This is a genomic window from Streptomyces sp. NPDC050535, assembly GCF_044457665.1.
Lineage (GTDB): Bacteria > Actinomycetota > Actinomycetes > Streptomycetales > Streptomycetaceae > Streptomyces.
The window spans coordinates 229,051-233,547 of record NZ_JBITHE010000002.1; the positions used below are offsets into that span (position 1 = coordinate 229,051).

The following is a 4,497-nucleotide window of genomic DNA, read 5'->3' on the forward strand; positions in this document are numbered from 1 at the left end:
CCCGGCGCCGGCGGGGGGGGGTCTGTCCCCCGGGGGGGGCTGCGGGGGGGGGGGGGGGGGGGGCCCGGCCCGCCCCCCCCCCCCGGGGGGGCCCCCCGGCCCCCGGGGCCCCGGGGCCCCCCCTCCTGGTGTCTGCCGCTGTCCGCTCAGCCGCCCAGCGCCGCGATCTTCTGACGCAGCGGAGCGAAGCCCGAGCGCGAGCGGCGCAGGTTGCGGGCCCGGGTCAGCGCCGGCCAGAAGTCGGCCCGCAGCAACGCCTCGGGCTGTACGGCGTGCTTGCGCACGAGCACCTCTTCGGGGACCGCCTGCGGGTCCGGAACGACGTACTCCTTGATGATCTCGTCGTACGAGTCCTTGAGCACGGTGTTGTCCGGGTCGGCCCCGAAGACCACCGCGACACCGGTCGGCGCGGTGTCGACCTCCAGCACCGTCAGGTCGGGGCGGTACTTCCGCAGGACGGCCACCAGCTTGTAGACGTCGCCCGTCCAGAACTTGGTGTGCCGGTCGCGGGCCGCCTCGTCGACGTCGCGCGGCAGCATGTCGTCGAGCACGATCACGCTCGACCAGCGCGAGTGGCGCTCCACGTTCATGAAGTCGCGCAGCGCGTACTCGAAGAGGTGCATGCCGTCGATGAAGGCCAGCTCCAGCTTGGGATCGCCGCCGAGCATCCCCATCGGGTCCTTGCGGGCGAGGGCGCGGAAGGGGTTGCGGCCGCGGCGCAGGTGGACCAGCGGGTCCTTGCGGGCGAAGAAGTCGTCACTGGTCGACTGGACCAGGTGGACGTCGCAGCTGATCGACGTCACCACCTTGAAGGCGGGGTCGATCGCGACCGACGCGACGCGCGAAAGTGCCAGGCTGCGGCCGTCGTTGACGCCGATCTCCAGGTAGTTTCGCGGACGGTAGACGCGGTGCAGTCCACGCAGGAGTTCATGACGGTCCACTGAAGCGGCCTTTCGACGGATTCTGGCTGTTGTCCTTGTTCTCGGCGAAGTTACTCATCCGAAGGCTCGGGCGTAACCTTTCTTGGAAGTTCACCACAAATTTACCTGCCCGCCGACCGGAAAATCCGTGCCTCATCCGGCCGGACCATAGCCGTTCCGCTCCCCGGATATGCCGGGTCCGAGGTCGAGGTCGTCCTCCTGGGTCGCACGGAAAGCGGCCGGGTCCCGCCCGAAGGCTGGACCCGGCCGGGACGTGCGTCCGGTCAGCCCCGCTCCGCCGCGAGCAGCGCGGGAAACGCCTCGGTCAGGGCCTCGCGCCAGTCGCGGATCGGCTCGATGCCCGCCGCCGTCCACCGGTCGTGGCCCAGCACGCTGTACGCGGGCCGGGGCGCCGGGCGTACGAACGCCGCGCTGGTGGTCGGACGGACCCTCGCGGGGTCCGTGCCCAGCAGCCGGAAGATCTCCCGGGTGAGCCCGAACCAGGTCGTCTCGCCGCCACTGGTGCCGTGGTAGACGCCGGCCGGTGCGGTACCCGCGAGGGCGGCCCGGCCGAGGCGGACGAGGCGGTCGGCGAGGTCGACGGTCCAGGTGGGCTGGCCGCGCTGGTCGTCGACGACGTCCAGGCTGTCCTTGACGCCCTCCAGCTTGATCATCGTACGGACGAAGTTGCCGCCGCCCGCCCCGTACAGCCAGGCCGTACGGACCACGAAACCGCTGCCGGGAAGCGTCGAGAGGACCGCCTGTTCGCCGGCCAGCTTGGTGCGGCCGTACGCGCCGCGCGGGCCGGTCGGGGCGTCCTCGGCGTACGGCTTGTCGGCGTCGCCGGGGAAGACGTAGTCCGTGGAGACGTGCAGGAGTACGGCGTCCGACTCGCGGCACGCCTCGGCGAGGTGGCGCGCGCCGTCGCCGTTGATCCGCAGCGCGTCGTCCTCGCGGGTCTCCGCGTCGTCCACGGCCGTCCAGGCGGCGCAGTTGACCACGACGGCCGGGCGGTGCTCGGCGAGGACGGCCCGCACGGCGGCGGGGTCGGTGATGTCCAGGTCGGTGCGGGCGACCGCGACCGCCGGGATCCCGGCGTCGGCGAGCCGGGCCAGGACGTCCTGCGCGAGCATCCCGCCCGCGCCGGTCACCAGCCAGTTCCGGGTGTCGCTCACAGGGCGGCCCGCTCCTTCAGCGGCTCCCACCACGCGCGGTTGTCGCGGTACCACTGAACCGTTTCCGCCAGCCCCTGTTCGAAGCTCTTGCGCGGCACGTATCCCAGCTCCTCGCGGATCTTCGTGCAGTCCACCGAGTACCGCCGGTCGTGGCCCTTGCGGTCCTCGACGTACTCGACGCTGGTCTCCCAGTCGGCGCCGCACGCCGCCAGGAGCAGCCCGGTGAGCTCCTTGTTGGAGAGCTCGGTGCCGCCGCCGATGTTGTAGACCTCGCCCGCGCGGCCCTTGGTGCGGACCAGGTCGATGCCCTGGACGTGGTCGTCGATGTGCAGCCAGTCGCGGACGTTGCCGCCGTCGCCGTACAGCGGGACCTTCTTGCCGTCGAGGAGGTTGGTCACGAAGAGCGGGATGACCTTCTCGGGGAAGTGGTGGTGCCCGTAGTTGTTGGAGCAGCGGGTCACGCGCACGTCGAGGCCGTGGGTGCGGTGGTAGGACAGCGCGATCAGGTCGCTGGAGGCCTTCGCCGAGGAGTAGGGCGAGTTGGGCTCCAGCGGGTGGGTCTCGGGCCAGGAGCCCTCGTCGATCGAGCCGTAGACCTCGTCGGTGGAGATGTGCACGAAGGTCCTGATGCCGGCCCGGTGCGCGGCGTCGATGAGCGTGTGGGTGCCGACCACGTTCGTACGGACGAACTCGGCGCCGCCGTCGATGGAACGGTCGACGTGCGACTCGGCGGCGAAGTGCACCACCTCGTCGTGCTCGGCCATCAGCTTGCCGACCAGCTCGGGGTCGCAGATGTCGCCCTGCACGAAGGCGAATCCGGGGTGCTCGCGCACCTCGTCGAGGTTGGCCGGGTTGCCCGCGTACGTCAGCTTGTCCAGGACGGTGATCGAGACGTCACCGGGTCCCTGCGGGCCGAGCAGCGTACGGACGTAGTGGGAGCCGATGAAACCGGCGCCGCCGGTCACCAGGATCCGGGTCGGGCGAGCGGGGGAAGCAGCGGTCGTCATGAGGAGATCTGCACCTTGCTGTGATCACCGAGCACGAGCCGGTGGGCCGAGGGGTTGCGGGGAGCGGGAGTGACTTCGACATCGCGGCCGATCAGCGAGGCCTCCACCCGGCGCACGCCGGTCACGGAGGAGCCGCGCAGCACGATGGAGTACTCGATCTCGCTGTCCTCGATCCGGCAGTCCTCGGAGACGGAGGTGAACGGACCGATGTACGCGTCGCTGATCACCGTGCCGGCGCCGATGATCGCGGGTCCCACGATCCGGCTGCCGCTGACGCGGGCCCCGGCCTCGATGCGCACCCGGCCGATGATCTCGCTGTCCTCGTCCACCGTGCCGGCGTTCACCGGGTCCACGGTCTCCAGGACGGACCGGTTGACCTCCAGCATGTCGGTGACGTTGCCGGTGTCCTTCCAGTAGCCGGAGATCGTGGTGGAGCGGACGTCGCGCTTCTCGTCGATCAGCCACTGGATGGCGTGCGTGATCTCCAGCTCGCCGCGCCAGGAGGGCTCGATGGAGCGGACGGCCTCGTGGATCGCGGCGGTGAACAGATACACGCCCACCAGCGCCAGATCGCTCTTCGGCTCCTTCGGCTTCTCCTCCAGGCCCACCACCAGGCCGTCGGCGTCGAGCTCCGCGACACCGAAGGAGGTGGGGTTGGGGACCCGGGTCAGCAGGATCTGCGCGTCGGGCCGCTCGGCACGGAACTCCTCCACCAGAGGGGCGATGCCCCCGACGATGAAGTTGTCCCCGAGGTACATGACGAAGTCGTCGTCGCCGAGGAAGTCCTGGGCGATGAGCACGGCGTGCGCGAGCCCCAGCGGCGCGTCCTGCGGGATGTAGGTGACCTCGATCCCGAATCGGGAGCCGTCTCCCACCGCCTCGCGGATCTCGTCCGCGGTGTCGCCGACAACGATGCCGACCTCGGTGACGCCCGCTTCGGCGATCGCCTCCAGGCCGTAGAACAGCACCGGCTTGTTGGCGACCGGCACCAGCTGCTTGGCCGAGGTGTGGGTTATCGGGCGGAGGCGGGTGCCCGCTCCCCCGGAGAGAACGAGTGCCTTCACGTATTGCCCCCAGCTACTTTGTTCGTACGGGAAGATAATCCCGCTATGTCTTAGTTTGATGACAATGTCATCCCTCATCCTAGCCGTGCGGTGCATCACTGATTCACATGGCGTTCACCTATGCGATCGCCGAATGACGGTTGGCGGCCGGAAAAGACGTGGTCGGCACACCCGCCCAATCCCCTGCCAGGCCCCGCGGGCACCACGCGAAACGCGGGACCCCGCGCACGACGCCGAACGGCGGTGGGGGGCCCCCGGGGGGCCCGGGGGGGGCCCCCCCCCGGGGGGGGGGGGGCGGGCCGCGGGGGGGGGGGGGGGGGGGGGGGGGGAG

4 protein-coding genes are annotated in these 4,497 nt (G+C 70.7%); all 4 read right to left on the reverse strand.

Annotated elements, in window-relative coordinates; all coding sequences use genetic code 11:
- Positions 1-146: 146 nt before the first annotated feature.
- Complete coding sequence (locus ACIBLC_RS06020) at positions 147-941, reverse strand: class I SAM-dependent methyltransferase (RefSeq protein WP_399209491.1); 795 nt, start codon at positions 939-941, stop codon at positions 147-149.
- A 263-nt stretch (positions 942-1,204) separates the two neighbouring features.
- Complete coding sequence (gene rfbD, locus ACIBLC_RS06025) at positions 1,205-2,095, reverse strand: dTDP-4-dehydrorhamnose reductase (protein ID WP_399209492.1); 891 nt, start codon at positions 2,093-2,095, stop codon at positions 1,205-1,207.
- Positions 2,092-3,102 carry a dTDP-glucose 4,6-dehydratase gene (gene rfbB / locus ACIBLC_RS06030; protein ID WP_399209493.1) on the reverse strand — a complete coding sequence of 337 codons (1,011 nt, stop codon included), beginning with the start codon at positions 3,100-3,102 and terminating at the stop codon, positions 2,092-2,094. Before rfbB ends, rfbD begins: the two co-directional genes overlap by 4 nt.
- Positions 3,099-4,166 carry a glucose-1-phosphate thymidylyltransferase gene (locus ACIBLC_RS06035; protein ID WP_399209495.1) on the reverse strand — a complete coding sequence of 356 codons (1,068 nt, stop codon included), beginning with the start codon at positions 4,164-4,166 and terminating at the stop codon, positions 3,099-3,101. Before ACIBLC_RS06035 ends, rfbB begins: the two co-directional genes overlap by 4 nt.
- Between the last annotated feature and the right edge of the window lie 331 nt (positions 4,167-4,497).